We start from the raw sequence: 23,048 nt of genomic DNA, 5'->3' as shown, positions 1-23,048 counted from the left end.
CTGCGAAAAGGCCTAGTCGGGCCTATTCTACAGGCCGTGTTCCGCTGACGGCGGGTAAAACTCCACCCGCCTCAAAGCAGGTGGGGGTTCCGGTATGGCAGGCAGCTCCTACCTGGTCTACCTGCACCAAAAGTGCGTCACCGTCACAATCGATGCTGACGCTCTTAACGTACTGGTAGTGGCCACTGGTATCACCTTTACGCCAGTATTCCTGGCGAGAACGTGACCAGAAAGTTACCCGCCCCTCGGTCAGAGTCCGACCTAGGGCTTCATCATTCATCCAGCCCAGCATGAGAACTTCTTTACTGTCGAACTGCTGGATAATTGCGGCAAAGAGCCCATTCTCATCACGCTTGAGTTGAGCGACAATAGCGGGGTCAAGCGAGGTCTGGGGGGCTGCGGTTTGAAGTGGTGTAGTCACCCAACTATCCTAACCGATAGGCCCCAAGCCCCTTTGCTCTCGCCCTAGGGTTAGGATAGGAAGCATGACGGCACTTTCTCCCTTAGAACTCGTAACTTCTGAACGCCAAGCTCTCTGCTTGGCACTGTCCCAAGCAGGCCCTTTGGCCCGTACCCTCTGTGAGGGTTGGGAAACCAGGCACATGCTGGCCCACCTACTCCTGAGAGAGTCGCAACCACTGGCCGCGGCAGGTGTTGTTGGCGGACCGTTAGCCGCCCGCACTGACCGACTAACCGGGCAACTGGCTGATGATTTGGCCGAATCCGAGCGATACGAGCAGGGTCTGGCGCGTTTTCAGGCTCTGCCGGGGTATTTGGGCATGCGTTCGCGCGCCCCTCAGCTCGACCTGGCCATGAACCTGCTGGAGTACTTTGTGCATACCGAGGACGTACGCCGGGCCGCCGATGCCACCGTGGAACCGCGCACCCTACAGGACGAAGTTCAGCAAAAGCTCTGGGAGGCTCTGCGAAAACGCGCTCGGTTCATGGCGGGTAAGAAGTTCCCCCCTGGCCTGGTACTGGATGCACCGGGATACAGGCCCAGCGTCCACACAGTTATTGCTCCACATCCCGGTCAAAAGGCGCAGATTCTGACCGGCCAACCGGGCGAACTGGTGCTCTACCTCTTTGGCCGGGAAGATGCCTCTCAGGCCACCCTCGCAGGTTAACTTAAGCCAGCTATTTTTAGGCTGAACTTTCTTTAATCCTTTTCACCCTGTGTTTTAATCTCAGCGGTAGGAGTGGCGCACGTCCACCCCTACCGCTTAATCATGAGAGTAAAGTCTCTACAGCTGATGGCCTAGAGGCCCTGCATCTCTCCCCCGCCCAGGGATCGTCCTTAGCCCTGTCACCCCTTAGCCCTGTCACCCCTTAGCCCTGCCACTCAAGCTCAACCTTATAGCCCTCAAGAGAGGTCCCGGTAACCAGGCTCTGCACCTGGGATAAAAGCAGGCTCTTGGCACGGTCCCGGGCTCGGTCCAGCAGACCGTTTTCAAGGGCTTTGTCCTTGGCTTCTTGCTCTTTGCTAGCCAGTAACCCGGTAATATCCTCCACTTTTAGCTGGTTGAAAGGGTTCATGGCCTGATCGTAGACGTTGACGCTGGAGGGGTCTATTTTGGTTTCGAGCAACCTGACATCTGGGGCTCTCAGAGTGATTGTCTGTGACTTCTGATTCACTGCTACCTCTATAGCCTCAAAGTTATCGATCCCAGCTTTGACTGAGCCCTCATGGGTGAAGATGACCTTCTTGTGTGCAAAGGGAATATCCAAGCCAAGAACCTTTGCGGGCTCATCAATGACTGCTATATCTGTGAAGTAGTACTTTTCTAGGCTGAGCTCTGCAATTGGTTCAAAGCCCTCCGACAATTCATGGTTGAGGTCATCTTTCTTAGGGAAGATAGCACTCACCGCTAAAACACCCAAGGCTACCAGCACTAGGAATAGGGCCAAGCCCCGTGTTTTCTTTTTCATGTGGGATCTATTCCTCAAAAATCTTCCAGACTAAAGCCCGGTTTATACCTTAGAACTGAGCTCAGGATCCCACCCATTGACTGCCGGGACAACCTGGGCAGCGGAATTATTACCCGAGTCCTTAGCCCATAGGGTTGCCACCACTGTCACAGCGAAACAAGTAGCCATATAGAGGGAGGGCAGAACGATACTCCCCTGACCGAATTCAAAGAGTGCAGCAACGATCATAGGAGTGAAACCTGCAATCACCACACCGTTCAGTTCACGGGCCAAGGCAACGCCAGTAAAGCGGGTTTTGATGGGAAAGAGGTTAACCAGGAAAGCACCCTGGGGGCCCGATGTCGTCGCCAAGACGACACCAAAAGAAATGGAGAGAGCACAGAAAATGAGCAGGAAACTACCCGACGTTAGTGCCGTAAACAGTGGGAAGGCAAAGATTAGTCCTGTGACTGATCCCAGGAGCATGACCTTGCCAGCTCCCAGCTTATCGCCCAGGGCACCACCCACCGGTGATAGCACAACACCAAAAATAGTTGCCAGCATAACCAGCATCAGGGCGTCGCTGCGGCTTAGCCCACCGTAGTTAATCATGACGGTAATCGAAACAATCGAAATGATGTAGTTATTGGCATTATGGCCGGTAACAGCCATAAAGCCGATGAGTACCTGCTTGAAATTGGTGCGCAAGACATCTGCCAAGGGAACTTTGAGGGCCTCTTTCTTCTGCTCCTGCTGAGCCATAGCAGCTCGGTACTCCGGGGATTCCTCCAGCTTGTTACGGATAAAAATTGCCACTGCAAAAAGTACCGCCGAAAGCAGGAAGGGAAGACGCCAACCCCAGCCTCTAAAAGTTTCTTCCGGCAGTCCGCTCACCAGCATAAAAGCTAAAGTGGCCAGCAGGGAGCCAGCTGGTGGCATCGAAAGAACCAGAGAGGTCCAAAAACCTCGGCGCTGTACCGGAGTGTACTCAGCTACCAGCGTCAGTGCCCCCGTTAGTTCTGCGCCAGCACCCAGCCCTTGCAAGAGACGCAAAATAACCAGTAGAACCACTGACCAGACACCGAGGTGCTCAGCTGTCGGTAAAAGGCCAATACCCACCGTAGAAATACCCATGATGATAATGGTCAGGAGCATGGCAGGTTTACGGCCCCGCCTATCCCCCAACCAGGCAATCAAGAGACCACCCAGAGGGCGGGCCACAAAGCCCACAGCAAAGGTGGCAAAGGCGGCGATGGTCGAGCCTGATTCCATCTGCCCAAAAAAGAGCGGACCGATGACCAAACTGGCTGCAGCTCCGTATAGAGCATAGTCATACCATTCAACCAAGGAGCCCAGCATAGAAGCCAGCAGTGCTCTGCGGGTATTAGGGTTCAAGTCTGCTTTGAGGGTAGCAAGAGTGCTCATTCTAAGGCCTCCAATCCAAACGGACGTGATCGGGAGTGAGCTGGTCAAGAGAGCTGATGCCCATGAGCTGTAGGGTACGTGTCATCTCTGCTCGGAAAATATCCAGCAGGCGGCAGACTCCTTCTGCCCCGCCGGCCATCAGACCATAAAGATAGGCCCGTCCAATCATGACACCGTCCGCTCCTAAGGCGCAGGCAGCAACGACATCTGCCCCGGACATGACACCGGTATCCAGCAGGACAGTGTAGTCATTCCCCAGGCGCTGGCGGACTTCCGGCAGAGTATAGAGGGGCACTGGTGCCCTATCCAGCTGGCGGCCCCCATGGTTGGACAGGACAACACCATCAGCACCAGCCTCTACAGATAGCTGGGCATCTGAGACTGTCTGAATCCCCTTAACCAGCAACTGGCCGGGCCACTGCTGCCTGAGCCAGGCAAGGTCCTCAAAGTTGAGGGTGGGATCGAACATATTGCCGATCTCTTGCACCGACTTGGTTCCCTCCCCAAAGTTGGTGAAACCTAAAGGCTTGGTGGTCAGAAAGTTGAACCACCACTCAGGCCGGTAGCTAGCGTTAATGACAGTCTTGGCGCTTAGCTTGGGAGGGAAGGTCATGCCGTTACGAACGTCCCGGTGGCGGGCACCGGTCACAGCGGTGTCAACGGTTACCATGAGGGTGTCATAGCCTGCCTTGTGGGCACGTTCAACCAGCTCAAAAGCCTTAGAACGGTTCTCCTTCCACAGGTAGAGCTGGAACCAGCGGCGACCGTCTGGTCCTGCGGCGGCAACATCTTCGATGGTCTCAGTTCCCATAGTAGAGAGGGTAAAAGGGATACCTGCTTGATGAGCGGCCTTCACACCTGCGATTTCGCCTTCGGCATGCATCATGCGGGTAAAACCTGTCGGGGCAATAGCCAGCGGCATAGCGGAAGGGGCTCCAGCCATGCCAGTTGATAGATCGACTTGGGCAACATCTCGTAGCACCCCCGGCTCGAAGGCCAGATTGTCAAAGGCTTGACGTGCCCGCTGTAGTGACAGCTCTTTCTCTGCAGCACCATCTACATAGTCAAAAGGACCCTTTGGGGTGCGTCGTTGGGCTAGAGCGCGCAGGTCCCAAGAGTCGGCTGCTCTAGCTAGGCGGCGGGCCCGGAAATCTGTGGTGGGCAGATCGAACTTCATAAAGTCCTTGAGCATGTGAGCTGATGGAAGCTGGCGCCTTAGAGGTACCAGGCGAGGCGTAGGCATAATGACTCCCGGTTTCTTTCACGTTTGGGTATCAGATAGGTTATCGTGCTTGGCACCGCAAGCTAAAAAATCCATCTATTTTTTTAAAAACTAGGGAAAAATAAATTATTTTATTTTTTCAAGCTAGAGGGTGTGCTTTAATATCTGTGGCGGCCCCAACGCCCAGCACCAGCCGTAACTCTAGCAAGCGGCACACAGTGCGAAGGGAATAGATTTTCTCTGGGAGCAGCCCTGACAGCGGGCTGGCTGGCATAGGAATACCGATAGACGGCGTAGCTAGAGTACGCAGGAATCGTTGTATCTATGACCGCTAACCGAAACTTTAAAAAACTTGTCCGCGCCCGCATGCAGGAAACCGGGCTGAACTTTACCGCTGCCCGGCAGGGTCTGATCGATGAACTAGCTCAGCAAACAGCAGAACCCTCACTCGTAGCTCAAGCTGAACTCACCCACCAAACCGTGGTACAGCGCTTCTTCAAAGACGGGGTTCTCACAAGCTGGCCATCCAAACGCAGAACGCGGGCCCATATTCTCTTGCACCTGGTCACCTACTTTGAACCGGGCCGAATCTACTCTGAGCCAGAGGTCAACGAGATTTTGAAAGCACTCTGGCACGATTTTGCGTTCATGCGCCGGGAGATGGTGCAATACGGCTATCTGGTGCGAAGCTCAAGCGGCAGGAGCTACCGGCTAGCTACCCAACTTGCCGTGCGCGAAGGCACGCTCCTGCACGATGAGGCACCCGATTGGGAGGCTATCTGGTTGCCGGGTTATCTGGCTGAAAGGTAGGCAGATGAATCGCTCCACCCCTTTCAAACTGAAACTTGTCCTGGGTGCTGTTTTTCTCTCTTCGGTCAGTGAGTCCATGATCAGCATAGCTTTCGGGCTCAAGGCGGCCGCTGAGGGGCAGGCTAATCTGCTTTCAGCTCTCCTGCTAGCTTCCCTACTACCGCAGGTTCTTCTGGGTCTGTGGGGTGGCAAGCTCGCTGACACCGCTATCCGTTGGTGGTGGTGGCCGCTCGCCCTGGCCTTTCAGTCCCTTATCTATTGTGCGATAGCCGCATGGACCATCTGGCCAGCTATTATTCTGGGAACGCTCGCCGTTAGCACAGCTACCGCGCTGGTGGGGCCGGTAGCTCGCAAGCTGGCCACCCACTATTCAACCGATACCCAAGGCACAGGTTCTTGGTTGAGCATGATTGCGGGCCTTGCCGGTGTTCTGGGCCTAGCGGTGGGCGGCTTGCTGGTTGGGCAGGGGCTTGTTCAGGCGCTCCTGCTGGCCAGTTCACTGGCCCTCTTCTGCGTGGCCCTACTGGCTTTTGCGGTATCGACCCGGGACGCGCTGGTTGTGGAGGCAAGGGAAACCAAGGGCGCCCTGCTCGGTTTTAGGATACTGTCAAGCCCCCAGCTTCTGGGCGGGGCAGGCTTTCTTTTTCTGGTCTGTTGCGTTCTGGGAACATCCTTAGACGATGTGGTGTCCGTCTTTGTGCTGACCGGCTACCTGCATTTGAACGAGACTGTCTTCGGTCTTGTTTCGGGGTGCTGGGCGCTGGGGATTATTATGGGCTCTCTTCTATCAGCTAAGATTCCGGCTCATCGCCCGGTTCTACCCTTGGTTGCCAGTGGCATGCTCATGGGTGCTGGTATTTTCAGTATTGCCTGGCTTCTGCCTACGGCGCTGGGGGCGGCAGGAATCTACCTGGTAGCTGGGGCTGGCAACGGGATCTTTATCAGCCTCATGAACAGCACCATCATGAGCAGGGTAGCTGAGAACCAGCAGGGGCGAGCCTGGGCGGCCTACGGTTGGCTGGTCAAAATCTGCTTGCTCCTTGGCTACCTTGCCGGTGGCTTGTGGGGATCGACTGTCCCACGTGAGCTTATGCTGACCAGTGGCTCCATAGTTCTTGGGGCGGGCGCTTTCGCTCTAGTTATCCCCCGTTTGCGCGGGAGGGTCTAGCGTACCTGGTAGCCAGCCTCGCGGATTGCGGCTTTGACCTCGCCGATAGAGACTTCACCGAAGTGGAAGATAGAGGCGGCCAGGACAGCATCGGCCCCAGCTTCAATGGCGGGCGGGAAGTGCTCGGTCGCACCGGCGCCACCCGAAGCAATCAGGGGCACCGAAACCACCTGGCGCACCGCACGAATCATAGGCAGGTCAAAGCCGGCCTTGGTGCCATCGGCATCAATAGAGTTCAGTAAGATCTCGCCTACACCGCGCTCGGCAGCCTCAGCGGCCCACTCTAACAGGTCCAAGCCCGTGGACTTGCGTCCGCCGTGGGTCGTGACCTCATAGCCGCTGGGAGTCGCGTCAGATTTTTTAGCGTCCAAGGAGAGCACCAAAACTTGGGAGCCAAACCGCTCGGTAATCTCGTTGATGACCTCTGGTCGGGAGATTGCGGCGGTGTTGATGGATACCTTATCGGCACCGGTTCGTAGGAGCCGGTCAACGTCCTGCACCGACCGTACACCGCCGCCCACTGTCAGGGGGATAAAGACCTGCTCAGCGGTTGAAGCCACCACATCAAAGGTGGTCTGGCGCTCCGATGAAGAGGCGGTAACGTCCAAGAAAGTTAGCTCGTCGGCGCCCTCGGCATTGTAGCGCTTGGCCAGTTCCACCGGGTCACCGGCATCGCGTAGGCCCTCGAATTTGACGCCCTTGACTACGCGACCAGCGTCAACGTCTAGGCAAGGAATCACACGAATAGCTACACCCACGGGTTAGCCCTTTCTTATCGGTCAGTCAATGTTTTGGTAGGCGGGCCTCGAAGAGGAACCGCGCGGGGAGGTTACAGGCGGGCGGCTTGGATAGCGGTCACCAGGATTCCGCGACCACCAATCTCATAGAGCTTATCCATCACCAGATTGGCGCTCTTGCGGGGAACCATTGAGCGGATAGCTACCCAGCCTTCCCGAGAGAGCTGTGAAATAGTGGGGGCCTCAAGACCGGGAGTGAGCTGGGTCGCCTGAGCAAGGTTTTCTTCGGCAATGTTGTAGTCAATCAGCACGTACTGGCGGGCAATCAGCACACCCTCTAGCCGGCGCTGAAGACGTTCAAGACCGGCATGATCCTCCACACCTGGGCGTTTAATAAGCAGGGCCTCTGAGCGCATAATCGGGTCACCAAAAGGCTCAAGACCGGCGGCACGCATAGTGTTACCGGTTTCCACCACATCGGCGATAGCATCGGCAACGCCCAGGCGGGTAGACGACTCAATCGCGCCGTCCAGCCTGACAACCGAAGCCTTGATACCGGAACGCTCCAGGTAGTCGGTCAGCAAACGCTTGTAAGAGGTTGCAATCCGCTTACCCTCTAGCTCTTTGGGGTCGCTGTACACTCCTACGGGACCGGCCAGGCGGAAGGTAGAACGGGCGAAGTCAAGGTTGAGGGCTTCTTCAGCGTGGGTACCAGAATCAATCAGCAGGTCCCGGCCGGTAATACCAACATCCAGGGTACCTTCGCCAACGTAAACCGCAATGTCACGGGGGCGCAGGTAGAAGAACTCCACATCATTTTCACGGTCCACCAGAACCAGCTCGCGAGAGTCACGACGCTGAAGGTAACCGGCCTCGGTCAGCATAGTAATGGCGGCTTGGGAGAGCATGCCCTTATTGGGAACAGCAACGCGCAGCATAGTCTATAGTCCTTTGCGGGTGATGAGATTTAGAGGTACTTGTAGATATCTTCGGGAGTCAGTCCCTTGGCGATCATCATGACCTGCAAATGGTAAATCAGTTGTGAGGCTTCTTCAGCACATTCGGCGTCGGATTGGAATTCGGCAGCCATCCATACTTCTGCCGCTTCTTCAACAATTTTCTTGCCGATAAAGTGTACACCGCGGTCCAGCTCGGCAACCGTGCCGGAGCCTTCAGGCCGGGTTTGAGCTTTTTCAGCTAATTCTGCGAACAGGGTTTCAAAATTCTTCACGCCCTTTAGCCTACCGTGATTTGGGTGGGTGGGAGTAGCTGGGGTGCCCGCATCTTGCATTTCGGGCACCCCGGTAGGCCAGCGCTGGGGGTGGGCTGAGCTGAAAACCACCCCTGAGCACTTACCTTCTGAGTCATGAAGCCTTAGATTGAGCGCAGGGCGACCACGGTTTCTAATGCGGCGGCGGTAGCTTCATAGCCCTTGTCCTCGGATGAACCGGCAAGCCCCGCCCGGTCCAGGCCCTGCTGTTCGGTATGGCAGGTCAAAACACCAAAGCCAATAGGGGTCTTGCTCTCAACAGATACCTTGGTCAGACCGCTGGTCGCGGCATCACAGACGTAGTCAAAGTGCGGGGTATCACCGCGCACTACAACGCCCAGGGCCACAAGAGCATCAAACTTCTCCGCCAAGTGAGCGGCAGCTACCGGCAACTCAAAGGTGCCCGGAACGCGCACGATCAGGGGCTCAATTCCCGCCTCCTGGGCCGCACGGCGGGCGCCATCAAGCAGTCCGTCCATGATCTGGGTGTGCCAGGAGGCGGCAACGATAGCCAGGGACAGCCCGGCGGTGTCCTGGGGGTTAATGGTGGGTGTAGGTGCTCCTGCGCCACTCATGGTGTTCTCCTTGCTTGGGGCCTTCGGTTCTGCCTGCTTAGGGGCAGGCACTCTCTTAGTTCTTGTTTTGAAGTCTATCGGCCATTGAGCCCTATAGGGCTGGTTGCTAGGCCAGGCGGTGCCGCATCCGGTCGCGTTTGGTGGCTAGGTAGCCCTCGTTTTCGGGGCGGGGTTCAACAATGTCAGGTACTAGTTCAAGTACCCTCACTCCCAGCCTTTCCAGGGCTTCTGCCTTGGCGGGGTTGTTGCTGAGCAGGCGGATCTGTGTGAGCCCCAGCCTTGTGAGGACAGCAGCGGCCTGGGTGTAGTCGCGGGCATCTGCGGGCAAGCCCAGCTGAAGGTTGGCGTCCAGGGTATCTATCCCCCGGTCTTGTAGGGCATAAGCCCGAAGCTTGTTAACCAGCCCGATGCCCCGGCCCTCCTGCCCGCGTAGGTAGAGAACAGCCCCGCCCTGACGCTGGACGGTCTCTAGCGCCTGTTCTAGCTGGGGTCCGCAATCACAGCGGTAGGACCCCAGCAAATCGCCGGTAGCGCACTCTGAGTGAAGCCGGATGAGTGGGGAGCTCTCCTCCGTTTTCTCATTCCCGTCAGCATCAACGGCTGTGGCCAGCATGTGTTCGTTACCATCTGAAAATTCAAAGCCGCGCACAGCAAAAATACCCTGCGCAGTGGGCACCAGAACAGGGTCGCTGCTCTGGATCAGTTCAGCTATTTTATTGTTCAAAGGTGTCACGTTCCTCTAGGTAGCTCACGAGATCAGCGATTGAAATCATGGGCATCTTGTGCTGGGTGGCAAATGCGCGCAGGCCATCAAAGCGCATCATGGTGCCATCGTCGTTCACTACTTCTGCGATAACGCCAACACCCGATAGGCCAGCGAGGGTGCTCAGTTCAAGGGCGGCTTCGGTGTGTCCAGGGCGCACGCGCACGCCTCCTTCTACCGCCCGGAGCGGCAGAACGTGGCCGGGGCGGGTCAGGTCACGCGCTCCAGACTCGGGGTTTGCAAGTACTCCTAGGGTGTTGGCTCGATCAGCCGCTGAGATGCCGGTGGTCACCTTGTACCGTGCATCGCAGGTGACGGTGTAGGCGGTGCCCTTAGCGTCCTCGTTGACCTCCACCATAGGGGGCAAATTGAGTAGGTCAGCACGCTCACCGCTCATCGGGGCACAAATCACGCCGGAAGTATAGCGAATGGTGAAGGCCATGAGCTCAGGGGTGGCGTGTTCGGCGGCAAAGATGATATCACCTTCGTTTTCGCGGTCTTCGTCATCTACAACGATCACGGCCCCTCCACGAGCGATTTCTGCGATGGCTCGTTCAACGGTATCGAGGGCCTCGGTAGGGTGGGCCGATGAAGCAGCCGGGACGGGGGCAGCTATACCCAGGCCCGGCACAGAACCGGAAACAGCCAGAATTCGCTGGACATACTTGGCCAGCGCATCGGTTTCCAGGTTGACGGTATCACCCACGGTGAGTTCGCCCAGGGTGGTTGCTTCAAGGGTGGCAGGAATCAGGCCCACTTCAAACCAGGTGGTGTCCGCCTGGGGTTGGGAAACAGCGGTGATGGTCAGGGAAGCGCCAGATACGGTAATGGAGCCCTTTTCTGTCAGGTAGGAGGCCATATCACGGGGTGCCCTAATCCGGATGGTCCGCCAGGACTCGTGGTCCTGAACCAGCACAACGGTGCCCAGCCCGTCAACGTGTCCTTGCACTAGGTGCCCGTCAAAGCGACCGTTGGCGGGCATACAGCGTTCCAGGTTGACCCGGTCGCCGGGGGCCAACCTGCCTAGGTTGGTGCGCTCTAGGGTTTCGCCCATCATGTCAGCAGCAAAGCTACCCTTGGCAATTTCCTGGGTGCGGGTGGCGGTCAGACACACGCCGTTGACGGCTAAGGAACCGCCGTGCTCAAGGTCAGCGATAAGATCGCCCGCCTTGATTGTGACCACCGCGGATTTGGGGCGGCCTGCTGAGTCGAGGACCGGTTCAATGGATTCTACGGTTCCTGTTGCGGCAATAATTCCTGTAAACATGAGGTGGTCTTTCGGGCTGGTTGGAAAGTTCGGCTAGGTAAAAAGTCTTAGTGCGGGGTCTGAGAGGACGGTACCAGGTGGGTTGCTGTGTCGACGCCAAGCTGTCGCAGGGCTGGGGACATGCCCAGGTCATCGAGCTCCCAACGGGCCGCCCGGCTCAGGGTGTCGATGCCCAGCTCCCCTAGAGCAGGTTTCCCCGCGCCCAGGAGCAGGGGCGCCCGGTACCAGTAGAGTTCGTCCACCAGGTCCTGAGCCATGCAGGCAGTCAGCAGGGTGGGGCCGCCCTCAATCATGAGGTGACGGACTCCCTGCCTGTAGAGGTCTGAGAAAACCTCGGTTAGTTCACGCCTACGGTAGTGCAGGGCTTGACCTGCCGCTACCGCAGATTGCAGGTAGCTAGCGTCAGGCAGTGAGCTACGCCCAATGACGACGCGCAGGGGCTGGCGCTCTGATAGTCGGCCCTGAGCACGGGCGGTGAGCTGGGGGTTATCAGACGCAACGGTTGCGGTACCGACAGCAATGGCGTCTACCCGGCTTCTCAGGGTGTGCCCGTCCTGGCGGGCCTCTGGGCCGGTAATCCACTGGCTGGTCCCGTCGCCGGCCGCGATAAAGCCGTCCAAACTACTGGCAATTTTTGCGGTGACGAAGGGGCGACCGGCTACCTGAGCCTGGAACCAGCGCCTGTTGAGGGCAAAAGACTCCTCAGCTAAAAGCCCAGAGCCTACCGTGATTCCCTGGGAGCGCAGGTAGTCTCCCCCACCTGCGGCCAGGTCGGTGGTGTCGCTGGAGGCGTAGATGACTTCGCTGATTCCGGCTTGGGCGATAGCGTGGGCACAGGGGCCGGTGCGGCCGGTATGGTTGCAAGGTTCTAGGGTAACCAGCATACGGGCACCGGTCAGGTCGATACCGGCTGAGCGAGCCTGGGCAATAGCGTGGGCCTCGGCGTGCGGGGTTCCGGCCCCTCGGTGCCAGCCAGTCACTAGATGGTGACCATCGGCGGATAGGATGACTGCGCCGACCAGAGGGTTGGCGCCCCGAAGGCCCCGCCGTGCAGCCGCAAGCGCCAACCGCATGGCCAGCACCTTGCCCACATGCGTCATTTTCGGACATCCACTGTGGGGTCAGGGAAGATAGTTTCCAGTTCCACCCGGTCTGCCTCGCGGTTGCGGGTTCGCCACCAGATAAAGAAACCGGTTAGCGTGAAAGCACCGTAGAAAATATACATGAAGGCGCTGGCGTAGTAACCGGCTGACCAGAGCAGAGGAACACCGACGATATCGACAGCTACCCAGACCAGCCAGAACTCAACCCAACCCTTAGCCATGCCGAAGGTTGCTAGCAGGGAGCCGGTGAAGATCCAGGCGTCGGACCAGACTGGCTCATAGGAGCCCAGCGCTCGGAATACCGGGGTCAGTAAGCCTGTTCCCAGGATCATAAAAAGCACCATAAAAATTCGTTCCCGGCCACTGGCCCAGCGCGGTGATACAGCTGACTGGTTCGCCCCCAGGCCCCTGCGGGTTTGGCTCCACCGGTACCAGCCCCAGATGGATACCGCGATAAACATGAGCTGTCGGCCTGCTTGGCCTAAGAGATTAGCAGTACCGTAGTCAGACCCGAAGACTGTGCCCAAAAAGACGGTGAGCAAGAGCAGATTACCTATAATGCCTACCGGCCAGGCCCAAACTTTACGGCGCATACCGCCCAGGGCAGACAGCAGGCCAAAAATATTTCCGAGGACTTCGCGCACCAAGAGTGACTGGTGATCGCCAAGGGCAATCTGTGCGTCGAAGAGCCACCGCAAGAGATCCATAAAAACTCCCGAAGCTAGTGGCTCCGGGAGAACAAAACCAGGTGTGCCCTGCACAGGTGCGCCAAGATAGTGCCTGCCAGGGCAGGTCTTCTTTGCACCCGAACGGGTACGGCAGACGGCACGGGGGCCGTCTCGACGGTTTGCTCGTGCTACCTTCCATCCAGACTGTACTGTCGGTACAGGAGTTTCACCTGTCAGGTCCCTACCCCAAAGGGGCTAAGGATTAGCGGACTATCACCGCCGGTTCGGATTTTCACCGGGTCCCGGAGCACGATGTTTTATTACTGTTCAAGTTATAGCACGTACGGGGCTGTCTTGGGTACCTGTTTGCTGACCGCCGAACTCAGCTCGACTAGGCGGCTCTAAACGGGCAGGGCAGATAAGAGGTCGGCTTGCTAGGATAGGTGAAGATTTTTTCTCTCCCCAGTGAAGGGTAAAGCCCATGAGCGATACAAAACCCGCTAACGTCCAAAAACGCGATACCACCTTTAAGCAGGAGCACGGGGCAGTTGCTCATCTGCTTAAGCGCAAGCCGGAACAGGCCATTGCCCGTGCTGTTCGCGGTGCGCAGAAGCTCTTGGACGAAGCCCAAAACAAGCAGGCTCTTAACGTGCTCACTCTGGTCAAGCCCATTCTGGCCAAGCGCCCCGAGGCTGAGCAGACCGAGTACTGGATGATGCTGGCTACCATTCATCAGGCGATGGGTAACCCGTTAGCGGCCCAGCGGGCAGAGGAAAACATCAGGGGGTAGCACACCAGCAGGGAAGTCTGGACGCATGGGAGATAATCTACATCTATCTGTGGATAAGTTACCCCCGGAGGCAATAACTATGTCACAACCGAGTCATAAATAGCTTAGTTTTCCCATGTCACTAGCGCTTATGCGGCTCCTTGAGTAAGAAGAAGGTACAGCCTGTTTTGGTTGTATCAGATTCTTCTACCAGTGTTTAAGGAGCCCGCAATGACCGCTTCCCTGTTTCCTTCCGCCGCCCTAGGGTTTGCTCTCGTACTCAGCCTGAGCGGGTGCGTTCTTCAAGCCCCTCAGCCAGAGAAGACTGGCTATCAAAAAGCTGAGCAAAGCACCAGCTCAACCCCATCAGCCAGTTCAAGCCCCAGCCCCCAAAGCACGCTAGGGACCCAGCCCTCTGCCTCACCCCATGATTCAGCAGGCAGGGTGACTCCTTCACAATCAGTATCACCCCGGTTGCACGGCAAAACCACCGAAGGCCCCAAAACCGAGCTGGCCCCACCGGTGGCAGACCCCGGTGCTCGCCAACAAACCGCAGATGGGCTTTATCTCTTTGCCGAGCACTGGGCCGCAACCTTCAACTACGCGGTCGAGACGGGTGACTTCAAGCCCCTTGAAGATACACTTTCACCCAGAGTCAGCCCCCGGTGGTCAGAGATTATTGCATCGCGTAAGGACGTCTACACCATCAAGGGGTGGATTGAAGGCAACACGATGTCTATATCTCGGCTCAACTCTCCCCTAGCCGATGTGGGCAAGGGGGCCCAAGGTATGGTCATCAGCCTTGAGCTTACAGACGGCCTCATGCGCGGGACAGACCCGCGAACAGGAAGGGAATACACCTACGACATCGAGGGTGACCCCGCCATGGAAGTCGTATTTATTGCTGAGTACATCGAGGGCAACTGGAAATTCATTACCACCACCGAGGGCAGTAAACCTGGGCAGTAAAAAACTGAACCTGTGGCCTAGGCATTATGAGCTTGGGGGCAGTTTCTGAAGCAAGTCCTGGACAAACTCAGCGGCCTCTAGGTCACCGGCCGCACGGTAGTGCTCTGTAGCTGCTCGCAGGTGTTCTTCGGCCTGCTCTGAATTCCCCTGCTGGGCAATAACCAGGGCTAGAAGCTGGTGAGTCTCCCCCAAGCCCACCAGGTCATTGTGTTCGCGGGCAAGGTCTAGTGCCTCGGTGAGGTAGTTCAGAGCTTGTTGCTCTTCACCGGTTGCCAGAAGCCCCTGGGCCATAGCACTACGTACCTGCACCATTTGCTGGGGCATACCAGCCTGACGGTAGAGCCCATAGGCGGTTTCTAAAAGCTCCTGGGCCTGGCTCTCTTGCGAACCGTAGCGCGCTAAACCCGCTAAAGCCAGGTAATTATGAGCCTGCCCTTGGACGTTACCGGAGGACTCGTAGCCGCCTAGCCCCTGAGCGTACCATTGCTTAGCTTTTTCAAGCTGCCCCAGCTCCGCATAGATTGAACCCGTTTCTGTGGCAAAATCCGGGAGTTGTTCGGCATGGGGTTTCTTCTCAGCCAGTAGAGTGTAAGCCTCTTTAACCTGCTCCAGAGCGCCATCAAGCCTGCCTAGATCGCGGTTAACCTCGCTTGAGATTTTAAGGGCAAGAATCAGGCCAAAGACTTCGCCGGCATTCTCAAACCCAGCGCTGGCTTCACGCAGGTCAGCCAGAGCTTCTTCCAGACGTTTCTGGCTGATTTTTTCCTGCGCCCGTGAGAGCGCAGCATCAGCTTGGGTCAGAAGGTGTGTTTGGCTACTCATTATTTTCCCTTCATTTATGCTTGCGGGCTGAGACTTGCCGCCCGGCGCAGCCCGGCAATAGCGGCGGGGATGTCGTCGGCCCCATAGACCGAAGAACCGGCCACAAAGCAGGTGGCACCGGCTTCTGCCGCGCGTAGGATCGTTTCGGTGGTTATCCCGCCGTCAACCTGTAGCACCAGGTCAGCGCCTGAGCCTTCAATAGCGGCGGCCGCACGTCGAATCTTGGGCAGAGTAAGGTCCAAGAAGGGCTGGCCGCCGAAGCCGGGCTCGACCGTCATAATCAATAGCATATCCAGCTCGGTGAGCATATCCAGATAGGGTTCCACCCCGGTGGCCGGGCGCAGAGCCATACCGGCCTGTGCCCCGGACTCACGCAGGGTACGAGCCAGCTTAATCGGGGCGGTAGCCGCCTCAGCGTGGAAGGTCACCGATTCACAGCCCACTTGGGCGTAGGCGGGAGCCCAGCGATCAGCGTCCTCAATCATCAGGTGCACATCAAACGGCACCGGGGAAACCTCTTTGAGCCTCTTCACCACGGGTAGGCCCCAGGTCAGGTTTGGGACAAAGTGCCCGTCCATCACATCGATGTGGGCCGCATCGGCTGAAGAAATAGCCTTGAGTTCTTCGCCCAGCCGCGAGAAGTCTGCACTCAGAATAGACGGGTGAATATGGCAGGTCATGAAGTCTCCTCGGTCAAGATGATGTGCTGTTTCCATGCTAGTGCCTTGAGCGCCTGAAGCAGTAAAGATAATCACCATCACAGTCTCAGGGGCCTGTATGTGTAGGGGCTTACAGCTCCCTCACAGCTAAAATATACTGGCTTCTTCTCGCAAAGGTTAGGAAAATGATGAACTCGGTTCTGCTTGCAGTACTCGTGATGCTTGTCCTCTCCGCGGCCCGTGTGCATGTTGTCCTAGCGCTCTTTATTGGTGCGCTGGTGGGTGGTTTGTTCGGCGGGCTCGGTTTCGATGGAACCATGGTGGCCTATCAGGAGGGCCTCTCCGGCGGAGCCATGCTTGCTCTCTCCTATGCCCTACTGGGTGCATTCGCTATGGCCGTCTCCAGCTCAGGGCTACCCCAGTTACTTGCTGGATCAATTATTAACCGGGTGGGTGTCCAAAGCGCTCAAGGAAAAAACGGCCTTGAATTTGCCGTCAAGTGGTTCCTTCTCGCGGGGATTTTGGCCATGTCCGTAATGTCTCAGAATCTTATTCCCGTGCATATCGCTTTTATCCCTCTGGTTATTCCGCCGCTCTTAGCTGTTTTTAACCGTCTGCATATTGACCGCCGTCTGCTGGCCTGTGTGATCACTTTCGGTTTGGTGACAACCTATATGTTCCTACCGGTTGGTTTTGGCGCTATCTTCCTCAATGACATTCTGCTGGGCAATATCAAGTTGGCAGGTATGTCCACAGACGGTATTAATGTCATGCAAGCGATGATGATTCCTGCCGCCGGTATGGTTTTCGGTCTGCTCCTTGCTATTTTCTTCTCTTACCGCAAACCCCGAATCTACCGTGATGTTGACATTGATTCTGCATCACAGGCTTCCCAGGAGATCAGCACATTCAAGGTCCTTGTTGCTCTGATTGCTATTGTTGCGACCTTCGCAGTGCAGGTTCTTATGCAGAGCATGGAGACCGAGGCTAACTCACTTCTGGTCGGAGCACTTGTTGGCTTGACAATTTTCATGGTGACCGGGGCGGTTGAGTGGCGCAAGGCTGATGATGTCTTTACGTCCGGTATGCGCATGATGGCGCTGATCGGCTTCATCATGATTTCGGCACAGGGTTTTGCCTCCGTTATCTCAGAAACCGGTGACGTTGAGCCGCTGGTCTCATTTGTTGCCGATGTCTTCGCAGGTAACAGGGCCGCGGCTGCTCTAGCTATGCTAGTTGTCGGTCTTATTGTGACCATGGGTATTGGTTCTTCTTTCTCAACCTTGCCCATTATCGCCACCATCTACGTGCCGCTGTGCCTTGCCTTGGGATTCTCGCCACTTGCGACGGTATCTATCATCGGTACCGCAGGTGCGCTTGGTGATGCCGGTTCCCCAGCCTCTGACTCAACCCTGGGACCCACTTCCGGTCTGAATGTTGATGGTCAGCACGACCATATTCGAGACACCGTCATTCCCACTTTCTTGCACTATAATCTGCCACTGCTGGGCGCAGGCTGGGTCGCGGCCATGATTCTGTAAAAACCTTACCTCACGAGCTCAAGGGGCCGCTGCTACCATTCCGGGTAGCAGCGGCCCCTTTGCCATGCCTGCTGTGGCATCTAAGAGCTGGCTGATTTGCGGGTTGTGAGCACCTGAATCAGGACAGGAATCAAAGAGAGCAGAATGATACCCACAACGATCAGGTCAACGTGCTCACGGATAAAGGCGATTCCTCCCAGGTAGTGACCTGCGATGGGCAGCAGGGTGCCCCAGAGGAATGCTCCGATCAGGTTCCACTTAACAAAGGTTGTGCGGGGCATCTCGTTGATGCCTGCTAAGACGGGGACGACGGTACGGACAATGGGGACAAAGCGGGCGATGACTACGGTTCGGGCACCGTATTTTGCAAAGTACTCGTGGGCCTTGTTGATGCGTTCATCGCCAATCATGCGACCAGCCCGTGAGCGCAGAACTGCCGGCCCTGTGCTCTTTCCGATCTGGTACCCGGTCTGGTCACCCACGAAACCTGCGGTGACGGTCACCAAAAGTAGGGCCCATAGAGGTGCAATTTTGGTCTCGCCGCTAGTCATGAGCCCTGCGATAAACAGGAGCGAGTCGCCGGGCAGGAAGAAGCCAATCAGCAGGCCGGTCTCGGCGAAAAGAACCAGCGCAATGCCAATGAGGCCGAACGTGGTTATGAGATGCTGGGGGTCTAGTAAAGAGGACATAGATTATAACTTTCTAAAGTGAGGGCTTACAGACCTAGTTTTTGCGAAAGAGGGCAAAGAACATAGCGTCAGTCCCGTGGATATGGGGCCAGAGCTGAGCGGTGGTTGCGCCCTGACCTGCTCCATCAGGGCTAAAGGAGGGGTCTTTCTCCCCTGCCAGTAGGCTTTGCCCCCGGTCATCGGTCAGGGCTACCGAGGTGAGTGCGGCCCCCGAGTCGAGCAGGGTCACGTCGGTCTTACGCAGAATATCGTGCACGATGCTCTGGGTTTCTGCGGTATGTGGAGAACAGGTGACGTAGGCAATCAGACCACCGGGTCGGGTGACTTCTGCTGCGGCCTGGAAGAGCGAGAGCTGAAGGGGCAGAAGCTCAGCGATATCGCGGGGGTTCTTACGCCAACGAGCCTCGGGACGGCGGCGCAAGGCACCTAGACCTGAGCAGGGAACATCGACCATAACACGGTCAAAAAGTGCGCTGGCTTCTGCGCTACCGGGCATTTTTTTCTGCTGGCTCAGTGTGCTGGCAATTTCCCGGCCATCACCGGTGAGCACCGTGTAGGTGCCTTCCGGAAGCGGGGCCAGAGAACGGCGGACCAGTTCGGCCCGGTGCTCAGCAGACTCGTTAGCCACCAGGGTAGCCCCGCGCTGGGCCCCCAGGGCACCAAGTAGGGCGGCTTTACCGCCGGGACCTGCGCAGAGGTCAAGCCAGCGACTGTCTGGGCCCTCCAGTGGGGCATCAGCCAGAGCACGAGCTACCAACTGTGAGCCGACGTCCTGGGCCCGAACCACACCACTGCGCACTGTCTCTAACCGGGCTAGGTCGCCCGAAGCGTACAGGGCAGAACCTTGAACGAGCTCACCGTCGCTCGCACCGGCGGCGCGGGCCTCGTCTAGGGTCCCCAGCCCGGGTAACTCAACCAGGTTCACTACCGGTGAGAGGTTATCGGCTTCAAGCAGTTGCTCTACCTCACTGGGCGCACGGCCGTGGGCAGCAAGGGCCTGACGGAAGGACCGGACGACCCAGGCCGGGTGGGACTTCTCCAGGGCCAGACGGGTCAGCTCATCGGGTGCCTGAGAGGCAATCAGTTCGTGCCATTGCTCGGGGCTCCGTTCTGAGACCCGGCGCAAGACCGCATTGACGAAGTTGGCAGGGCCGGTACCGATTTCGGAACGGGCCAGTGCAACGGTCTGGTTGAGAGCGGCATGATCGGGCACTCGCATGGCCATGAGCTGGTGAACTCCCAAACGGAGGACCAAGAGAATCTTGGTACCGATTTTTTCCACCGGACGGTCAACACAGTGGGCCAGAATCGCATCATAGGTTCCCTGATTACGCAAGGTTCCGTAGGTCAGCTCGGTGGCAAAGCCAGCATCACGGGCATCGAGCCGTGCAGTGCGGATAGCTTTGGGCAAAACCAGATTAGCGTAAGAGTCCTCATGGGCTACAGCCAGCAATACCTGGTAGGCGACAGCGCGGGCCTTATCAGCTCTGCGGGCGCGCTGTGAGGGCGCGGCATCAGAAAAGACGCGGTCTTTGAAGGCCTTCCGGTTGCGTTCACGGCCCTTAGCATTACGGCGGCTCTCCTTGTCGTGCGCGCTGTTTTCCTGTGCAGGACGCCCACGGTAGGAACCACTCGTGTTACCGGTCTGGGGCCCGGCACTTCGTTTGCCGCGGGAGCCGCGCGGGTTGGGGGTACCGCCTCGATTGGCTGAGCTAGGACGGCCTTTACCGTGACCGCGTGCTGCGCGGGGTGCGTCATGGGCACTCATACCAAAACTACTTTCTGATCCTTGATAGCCGCGCTTTGGCCTCGTGCCCAATCGGCGGCGTTCATCATCTTCTTCCCGGCAGGTTGGACCTGGGTAAGTTCAAGGCTACCGTCACCACAGGTGACAACAGGTTTCTTGCCCACAAGGTGGACTGTGCCTGGTGTCCCTCGAGTGGGAGCTTCTGAGCGGCGAAGCATGCCAATCTTGAAGCGGGCACCGCCAAGCTCCGCCCATGCCCCAGGTTCGGGTGTCACGCCGCTTACCTGAGCTAGAATCTGGCCGGTGGTGCGGCTGAAGTCAATTTTTCCGTCGGCGATGGTGAGCTTGGCAGCGTGTGTTGCCTGCCCGGTTTGGGGCTGGCCGGTAGCGCCCTGAGCAATGTCTGCAAAGGTAGCAGAGAGCAGGGCTCCACCGGTAGCCGCGAGCCGGTTCAGGATATCACCGGCGGTATCAAACTCGCCCACAGGTGTTGACTCCTGACGGAAGACCGGGCCGGTATCCAGGCCTGCCTCAATACGGAAAGTATTCGAGAAGATTTCGCTTTCCCCGGCCATCAGCGCTCGCTGAACCGGTGCGGCACCGCGCCAGTTAGGAAGCGCAGAAAAGTGGAGGTTAATCCAGCCGTGGGGAAGAAGGTCCAGCGCTCGCTGAGGGAGCAGGACTCCAAAGGCAACAACAGCCGCAATCTCCGCCCCGGTGTCAGCTACAGCAGCGTGAATCTCGTCGTCCCAGCGGCTGGCCTTAATAACGGGTACTCCCAGCTCCTGAGCACGCTGGGCTACGGGTGAGGGAGTAAGAACCCTCTTACGCCCCACCGGAGCATCTTCACGGGTCAGCACAGCAACAACGTCGTGCCCAGCTTGGAGCAGGGCATCAAGCGGGGCAACCGCGAGTTCAGGCGTGCCAGCGTATAAAACCTTCATATCAACTTTCTTGTGAGGACCGACTAGATACCAAAGGAACCCGGCTTGCGCCCGGCCTTTCCTTGGCCTGCGCCCAGCGAACCGCCGAGGGCACCAAAAACCGATGAGGCCTGAGAGGCCCTCTCCCCTTGGACGGCGGCGGCTACCTCGTTGTAGCTAGACTGGCGGATCTTACGCCAGACGTTTTTCTTGTCTTCGCCCACCAAGCGATCAATAAACATAGTGCCATGCAGGTGGTCAGTCTCGTGCTGCAGCATGCGAGCAAAAAGGCCTTGGCCCTCGTAAGTCACAGGCTGCCCCTCACAGGTAAGACCCGTAACTCGCGCCCAGTTCTTGCGCGGAGTCGCAGCAGATAAACCGGGAACGGAAAGGCACCCCTCGCCACCCTCCTGGGGTTCGTCCCCTATCTCAATCACCGGGTTAATGACGTGCCCTTCAAGCCCATCAATGTTGCCAAAGGTAAAAATCTGCTTGGCAATCCCCACCTGGGGGCCAGCTAATCCCACGCCTTCAACGGCGTACATGGTTTCGAGCATGTCATGGACCAGCCTGCACAGGTCCTGGTCAAAAACGGTAATGGGGTCACAGGGAGTGCGGAGAACCGGGTCACCTACGGTGCGGATAGTCAGAATGGTCATGAGCTCTCTTGGGCTAGGGTACAGGGGTCTATGAGGCAGCTTTACCGGGGTGCTCGGCAGAATCAGCAAACGGTGGCGGCACCAGGGGCATCAGTGACTCTTCGGTACTCTCAGTCAGCTCTCGGTTCAGATCCCATACTCTTTTGAGGGCACAGAATTTGAACCAGTTGCTTTTGAGTACCTGTGGGTTGGCTTGCTGGGGAACAACCTGGGTCTGGCCCACGGCTACCCCCATCAAGATGCTAGCTCCACCGTGTTTCCAAGGCTCCCACTCACCGTTTTCAGCGTCGATAAGAGCCTCTTCAGCTTTGAGCCCGGCCACCAGTTGCATAACGACCTTATCGTCCAGAGGCTTTACCCGACCTTTGCGGTCGGTGCCCTTGGTTTTATAGTCAATGATGCAGGTGTGGCCCGCTATTTCTGCTACCAGGTCAAGGGTGCCAGCATAACCCACTGTCTGGTTCCAGATAGTGACCTCGGTAGCTAAGGGTTGAGGGCGGTACTGTTCCCACCACTCATCAAAACGGTCAGCGTAGGCCTGCTCACCGTGGGCTATCAGGTTTTCACGGTAGCCTTCCAGCTCATGAGGCAGGCCCATGGCTCGTAGGGCGACCTGCTCCGCATAGTTGTGCACACGGTCCCCGCGGGCTGCGGCATCGTCTCGGTAGCGCTCCGATGCGCTCGCCGCGTCACGGATAATGGCAAATTTGAGCCCAGCGCTACTTGATGCTCGGTAGGCTCGCTGATCTTCAAGAGCAGCTTTGGCTGCCATGTAGCCATGCCAACCACTCAAGTCACTGGCCTGTTGCCCAATAACTGTAGTAATGGAAGGCACCAGCAACTCCCCGCCCACGGTGCGCGCATACATTCGACCGTGGTCGGTGGCCTGCGCGAGCATGGGAGTGGTCAAAGAAACGTCCTGACGTGGTGGGGCGGGGTTGGCGATAGATTCAGGCGCCGGGTACCTTGCATCAATCTGGGCTGCCGGCGCTCTATCGATTATACGCGCCTGGTCACCTCAATACGAGGGCACCCGTAGGTAAGCTCGGCTACCCCTATACTGCTTTGCTGCTGTCTTCTGGCTAAGTCCCCTGTTGATCACTGGGCATCAAAAAGCCCGACCTCCTAGGAGGCCGGGCTTCTCTTTGTGCGCGATACTGGGATCGAACCAGTGACCCCTTCCATGTCAAGGAAGTGCGCTACCGCTGCGCCAATCGCGCGTGGAGGTGAGGACGGGATTCGAACCCGCGTACACGGTTTTGCAGACCGTTGCCTAACCACTCGACCACCCCACCACACGCTCAGGCCGGGGCCTGAGTTGCGAAAACTAGTGTTTCCGAGAGAGCGGTTGACG

Annotated in this window: 25 protein-coding genes, 2 tRNA genes and 1 riboswitch; of the genes, 6 read left to right on the top strand and 21 right to left on the bottom strand. The window is 57.5% G+C overall.

The features are described from left to right. Positions 1 to 22: 22 nt before the first annotated feature. Entirely contained in the window at positions 23 to 421 is a 399-nt protein-coding gene (gene hisI, locus ACN080_RS06980) for a phosphoribosyl-AMP cyclohydrolase (RefSeq protein WP_419113386.1), read from the bottom strand. Between the two features lie 64 nt (positions 422 to 485). Here hisI and ACN080_RS06975 point away from each other — a divergent pair, with 64 nt between their 5' ends. After that, complete coding sequence (locus tag ACN080_RS06975; protein ID WP_419113385.1) at positions 486 to 1,127, top strand: TIGR03085 family metal-binding protein; 642 nt, start codon at positions 486 to 488, stop codon at positions 1,125 to 1,127. A gap of 202 nt (positions 1,128 to 1,329) precedes the next feature. On the opposite strand, the gene ACN080_RS06970 is transcribed toward ACN080_RS06975, so the two are convergent. Genes ACN080_RS06970 through ACN080_RS06960 form a run of 3 tightly spaced genes read right to left on the bottom strand, consistent with a single transcriptional unit; the run spans position 1,330 to position 4,576 of the window. Further along, positions 1,330 to 1,929, bottom strand: a complete 600-nt coding sequence (locus tag ACN080_RS06970) for a DUF4230 domain-containing protein (protein WP_419113384.1) — start codon at positions 1,927 to 1,929, stop codon at positions 1,330 to 1,332. Positions 1,930 to 1,971: 42 nt separating this feature from the next. Beyond that, on the bottom strand, positions 1,972 to 3,333 hold the full coding sequence (locus ACN080_RS06965) for an MFS transporter (protein ID WP_419113383.1): 1,362 nt from the start codon (positions 3,331 to 3,333) through the stop codon (positions 1,972 to 1,974). A gap of 1 nt (position 3,334) precedes the next feature. Next, a complete protein-coding gene (locus tag ACN080_RS06960; protein ID WP_419104331.1) occupies positions 3,335 to 4,576 on the bottom strand; it encodes an alpha-hydroxy acid oxidase in 1,242 nt (413 codons plus the stop codon). Between the two features lie 303 nt (positions 4,577 to 4,879). Here ACN080_RS06960 and ACN080_RS06955 point away from each other — a divergent pair, with 303 nt between their 5' ends. Beyond that, the gene (locus ACN080_RS06955) at positions 4,880 to 5,365 is read left to right on the top strand and encodes a DUF2087 domain-containing protein (protein WP_419113382.1); all 486 of its coding nucleotides are present in this window, start codon (positions 4,880 to 4,882) and stop codon (positions 5,363 to 5,365) included. A 4-nt stretch (positions 5,366 to 5,369) separates the two neighbouring features. After that, the gene (locus ACN080_RS06950) at positions 5,370 to 6,533 is read left to right on the top strand and encodes an MFS transporter (protein ID WP_419113381.1); all 1,164 of its coding nucleotides are present in this window, start codon (positions 5,370 to 5,372) and stop codon (positions 6,531 to 6,533) included. Here the strand turns inward: ACN080_RS06950 and hisF are convergent. From hisF to pnuC, 8 genes are all read right to left on the bottom strand, one after another. Next, positions 6,530 to 7,291, bottom strand: coding sequence for an imidazole glycerol phosphate synthase subunit HisF (gene hisF / locus ACN080_RS06945; RefSeq protein ID WP_419113380.1), 762 nt, complete (start codon positions 7,289 to 7,291; stop codon positions 6,530 to 6,532). The genes ACN080_RS06950 and hisF overlap by 4 nt on opposite strands. 71 nt (positions 7,292 to 7,362) lie before the next feature. Next, the gene (hisG, locus tag ACN080_RS06940; protein WP_419113379.1) at positions 7,363 to 8,208 is read right to left on the bottom strand and encodes an ATP phosphoribosyltransferase; all 846 of its coding nucleotides are present in this window, start codon (positions 8,206 to 8,208) and stop codon (positions 7,363 to 7,365) included. A gap of 29 nt (positions 8,209 to 8,237) precedes the next feature. After that, complete coding sequence (locus ACN080_RS06935) at positions 8,238 to 8,501, bottom strand: phosphoribosyl-ATP diphosphatase (RefSeq protein ID WP_419100469.1); 264 nt, start codon at positions 8,499 to 8,501, stop codon at positions 8,238 to 8,240. A gap of 143 nt (positions 8,502 to 8,644) precedes the next feature. Then, positions 8,645 to 9,115 carry a 6,7-dimethyl-8-ribityllumazine synthase gene (gene ribH / locus ACN080_RS06930; RefSeq protein WP_419100470.1) on the bottom strand — a complete coding sequence of 157 codons (471 nt, stop codon included), beginning with the start codon at positions 9,113 to 9,115 and terminating at the stop codon, positions 8,645 to 8,647. 106 nt (positions 9,116 to 9,221) lie between these two features. After that, positions 9,222 to 9,839, bottom strand: a complete 618-nt coding sequence (locus tag ACN080_RS06925; protein ID WP_419113378.1) for a GTP cyclohydrolase II — start codon at positions 9,837 to 9,839, stop codon at positions 9,222 to 9,224. After that, entirely contained in the window at positions 9,829 to 11,145 is a 1,317-nt protein-coding gene (gene ribB, locus ACN080_RS06920; RefSeq protein WP_419113377.1) for a 3,4-dihydroxy-2-butanone-4-phosphate synthase, read from the bottom strand. The genes ACN080_RS06925 and ribB overlap by 11 nt, the downstream gene beginning before the upstream one ends. Before the next feature lie 47 nt (positions 11,146 to 11,192). Beyond that, the gene (gene ribD, locus ACN080_RS06915) at positions 11,193 to 12,245 is read right to left on the bottom strand and encodes a bifunctional diaminohydroxyphosphoribosylaminopyrimidine deaminase/5-amino-6-(5-phosphoribosylamino)uracil reductase RibD (RefSeq protein WP_419113376.1); all 1,053 of its coding nucleotides are present in this window, start codon (positions 12,243 to 12,245) and stop codon (positions 11,193 to 11,195) included. Then, entirely contained in the window at positions 12,242 to 12,955 is a 714-nt protein-coding gene (gene pnuC / locus ACN080_RS06910; protein ID WP_419104324.1) for a nicotinamide riboside transporter PnuC, read from the bottom strand. The genes ribD and pnuC overlap by 4 nt, the downstream gene beginning before the upstream one ends. Before the next feature lie 143 nt (positions 12,956 to 13,098). Further along, a riboswitch (FMN riboswitch) is annotated at positions 13,099 to 13,230 on the bottom strand. 167 nt (positions 13,231 to 13,397) lie between these two features. On the opposite strand from pnuC, the gene ACN080_RS06905 reads away from it, so the two are divergent. Beyond that, entirely contained in the window at positions 13,398 to 13,706 is a 309-nt protein-coding gene (locus tag ACN080_RS06905; RefSeq protein ID WP_419113375.1) for a hypothetical protein, read from the top strand. A gap of 210 nt (positions 13,707 to 13,916) precedes the next feature. Continuing rightward, positions 13,917 to 14,654, top strand: coding sequence for a DUF6318 family protein (locus ACN080_RS06900; protein ID WP_419111901.1), 738 nt, complete (start codon positions 13,917 to 13,919; stop codon positions 14,652 to 14,654). Between the two features lie 24 nt (positions 14,655 to 14,678). Here the strand turns inward: ACN080_RS06900 and ACN080_RS06895 are convergent, their stop codons facing one another. Then, a complete protein-coding gene (locus ACN080_RS06895; protein ID WP_419113374.1) occupies positions 14,679 to 15,476 on the bottom strand; it encodes a hypothetical protein in 798 nt (265 codons plus the stop codon). A 14-nt stretch (positions 15,477 to 15,490) separates the two neighbouring features. Further along, positions 15,491 to 16,156, bottom strand: a complete 666-nt coding sequence (gene rpe / locus ACN080_RS06890) for a ribulose-phosphate 3-epimerase (RefSeq protein WP_419100523.1) — start codon at positions 16,154 to 16,156, stop codon at positions 15,491 to 15,493. Between the two features lie 164 nt (positions 16,157 to 16,320). Between rpe and ACN080_RS06885 the strand changes: the two genes are divergently transcribed. Next, complete coding sequence (locus ACN080_RS06885) at positions 16,321 to 17,676, top strand: Na+/H+ antiporter family protein (RefSeq protein ID WP_419104321.1); 1,356 nt, start codon at positions 16,321 to 16,323, stop codon at positions 17,674 to 17,676. An 80-nt stretch (positions 17,677 to 17,756) separates the two neighbouring features. Here ACN080_RS06885 and ACN080_RS06880 read toward each other — a convergent pair whose 3' ends face one another. The 7 genes from ACN080_RS06880 to ACN080_RS06850 form a co-directional block, all read right to left on the bottom strand. Beyond that, on the bottom strand, positions 17,757 to 18,365 hold the full coding sequence (locus ACN080_RS06880; protein WP_419100479.1) for a DedA family protein: 609 nt from the start codon (positions 18,363 to 18,365) through the stop codon (positions 17,757 to 17,759). A gap of 34 nt (positions 18,366 to 18,399) precedes the next feature. Further along, a complete protein-coding gene (locus ACN080_RS06875; protein ID WP_419113373.1) occupies positions 18,400 to 20,133 on the bottom strand; it encodes an RsmB/NOP family class I SAM-dependent RNA methyltransferase in 1,734 nt (577 codons plus the stop codon). After that, on the bottom strand, positions 20,130 to 21,056 hold the full coding sequence (gene fmt, locus ACN080_RS06870; protein ID WP_419113372.1) for a methionyl-tRNA formyltransferase: 927 nt from the start codon (positions 21,054 to 21,056) through the stop codon (positions 20,130 to 20,132). The genes ACN080_RS06875 and fmt overlap by 4 nt, the downstream gene beginning before the upstream one ends. Positions 21,057 to 21,079: 23 nt before the next feature. Beyond that, positions 21,080 to 21,694 (bottom strand): peptide deformylase, encoded by a 615-nt coding sequence (gene def / locus ACN080_RS06865; protein ID WP_419113371.1) that lies wholly within the window; start codon positions 21,692 to 21,694, stop codon positions 21,080 to 21,082. A gap of 28 nt (positions 21,695 to 21,722) precedes the next feature. After that, positions 21,723 to 22,604, bottom strand: a complete 882-nt coding sequence (locus ACN080_RS06860) for a cytochrome (protein ID WP_419104318.1) — start codon at positions 22,602 to 22,604, stop codon at positions 21,723 to 21,725. A gap of 238 nt (positions 22,605 to 22,842) precedes the next feature. Continuing rightward, positions 22,843 to 22,914, bottom strand: a tRNA-Val gene (locus ACN080_RS06855). A gap of 1 nt (position 22,915) precedes the next feature. Next, positions 22,916 to 22,989 (bottom strand) — tRNA-Cys (locus tag ACN080_RS06850). Positions 22,990 to 23,048 lie beyond the last annotated feature (59 nt).

Source organism: Rothia sp. CCM 9416, from assembly GCF_048513535.1.
Classification (GTDB): domain Bacteria; phylum Actinomycetota; class Actinomycetes; order Actinomycetales; family Micrococcaceae; genus Rothia.
Note: the sequence above shows the minus strand (reverse complement) of the source record. Positions and strands in the feature narration are given on the sequence as shown.

Bases quoted from the DNA above. Each gene is read 5' to 3' on its own strand.
- ACN080_RS06975 (WP_419113385.1), top strand. From the start codon at position 486: ATGACGGCACTTTCTCCCTTAGAACTCGTAACTTCTGAACGCCAAGCT.
- ACN080_RS06970 (WP_419113384.1), bottom strand. From the start codon at position 1,929: ATGAAAAAGAAAACACGGGGCTTGGCCCTATTCCTAGTGCTGGTAGCC.
- ACN080_RS06965 (WP_419113383.1), bottom strand. From the start codon at position 3,333: ATGAGCACTCTTGCTACCCTCAAAGCAGACTTGAACCCTAATACCCGC.
- ACN080_RS06960 (WP_419104331.1), bottom strand. From the start codon at position 4,576: ATGCCTACGCCTCGCCTGGTACCTCTAAGGCGCCAGCTTCCATCAGCT.
- ACN080_RS06955 (WP_419113382.1), top strand. From the start codon at position 4,880: ATGACCGCTAACCGAAACTTTAAAAAACTTGTCCGCGCCCGCATGCAG.
- ACN080_RS06950 (WP_419113381.1), top strand. From the start codon at position 5,370: ATGAATCGCTCCACCCCTTTCAAACTGAAACTTGTCCTGGGTGCTGTT.
- hisG (WP_419113379.1), bottom strand. From the start codon at position 8,208: ATGCTGCGCGTTGCTGTTCCCAATAAGGGCATGCTCTCCCAAGCCGCC.
- ribH (WP_419100470.1), bottom strand. From the start codon at position 9,115: ATGAGTGGCGCAGGAGCACCTACACCCACCATTAACCCCCAGGACACC.
- ribB (WP_419113377.1), bottom strand. From the start codon at position 11,145: ATGTTTACAGGAATTATTGCCGCAACAGGAACCGTAGAATCCATTGAA.
- ribD (WP_419113376.1), bottom strand. From the start codon at position 12,245: ATGACGCATGTGGGCAAGGTGCTGGCCATGCGGTTGGCGCTTGCGGCT.
- pnuC (WP_419104324.1), bottom strand. From the start codon at position 12,955: ATGGATCTCTTGCGGTGGCTCTTCGACGCACAGATTGCCCTTGGCGAT.
- ACN080_RS06905 (WP_419113375.1), top strand. From the start codon at position 13,398: ATGAGCGATACAAAACCCGCTAACGTCCAAAAACGCGATACCACCTTT.
- ACN080_RS06900 (WP_419111901.1), top strand. From the start codon at position 13,917: ATGACCGCTTCCCTGTTTCCTTCCGCCGCCCTAGGGTTTGCTCTCGTA.
- ACN080_RS06895 (WP_419113374.1), bottom strand. From the start codon at position 15,476: ATGAGTAGCCAAACACACCTTCTGACCCAAGCTGATGCTGCGCTCTCA.
- rpe (WP_419100523.1), bottom strand. From the start codon at position 16,156: ATGACCTGCCATATTCACCCGTCTATTCTGAGTGCAGACTTCTCGCGG.
- ACN080_RS06885 (WP_419104321.1), top strand. From the start codon at position 16,321: ATGATGAACTCGGTTCTGCTTGCAGTACTCGTGATGCTTGTCCTCTCC.
- ACN080_RS06880 (WP_419100479.1), bottom strand. From the start codon at position 18,365: ATGTCCTCTTTACTAGACCCCCAGCATCTCATAACCACGTTCGGCCTC.
- ACN080_RS06875 (WP_419113373.1), bottom strand. From the start codon at position 20,133: ATGAGTGCCCATGACGCACCCCGCGCAGCACGCGGTCACGGTAAAGGC.
- fmt (WP_419113372.1), bottom strand. From the start codon at position 21,056: ATGAAGGTTTTATACGCTGGCACGCCTGAACTCGCGGTTGCCCCGCTT.
- def (WP_419113371.1), bottom strand. From the start codon at position 21,694: ATGACCATTCTGACTATCCGCACCGTAGGTGACCCGGTTCTCCGCACT.